This window comes from Stenotrophomonas sp. CASM106 (assembly GCF_049384825.1).
GTDB lineage: Bacteria > Pseudomonadota > Gammaproteobacteria > Xanthomonadales > Xanthomonadaceae > Stenotrophomonas > Stenotrophomonas muris.
In genome coordinates, this window is record NZ_JBMRFS010000060.1 from 1 (window position 1) to 446 (window position 446).

Below are 446 nucleotides of genomic sequence, written 5' to 3' on the forward strand. Positions count from 1 at the left end.
GGCTACCTGCACCCGCCGGCCCTGGCCAGCGCCGATCAGTTGCTGGCGGATGCCGATGCCGGCCTGTACGCCGCCAAGCGTGCCGGTCGCAACCAGGTGATCCTGCATACGCACGTGCTCGACGACGAAGGCAGTGCGCACGGCAGGATGGATTGCTGAGCGCGCCAGGTGCACGGTCCCCGTGCGCGATTGCGCACGGGCGGCGCGGCCGGGTCAGCGCTGCCGAAACCAGCCAGTGGGATCGAGCAGCCTCAGCCCGACCGGTGACAACGAGCGCTGGCGCAACGGCAGGTTTGCCGCCTGCACGGCCATCGCACAGCGCGCCAGCTGCTGGCGCAACGGTGCCAGCGTGTCATCTTCACGCGGGCGTGCATGCCGCCACTGGGCGATGCGCAGCAGGCAGACCAGCAGGTCCAGTTCGCTGGCCGCGATGAACGGTGAGCCTG

General features: G+C 70.2%; 2 pseudogenes. One reads left to right on the forward strand and one right to left on the reverse strand.

What is annotated here, in order from left to right:
- Window positions 1-159: pseudogene (locus VG556_RS22525) on the forward strand (GGDEF domain-containing protein); the annotation flags it as partial.
- Between the two features lie 54 nt (window positions 160-213).
- On the opposite strand, the pseudogene VG556_RS22530 reads toward VG556_RS22525, so the two are convergent.
- Window positions 214-446 (reverse strand): annotated as a pseudogene (locus VG556_RS22530) (hypothetical protein); the annotation flags it as partial.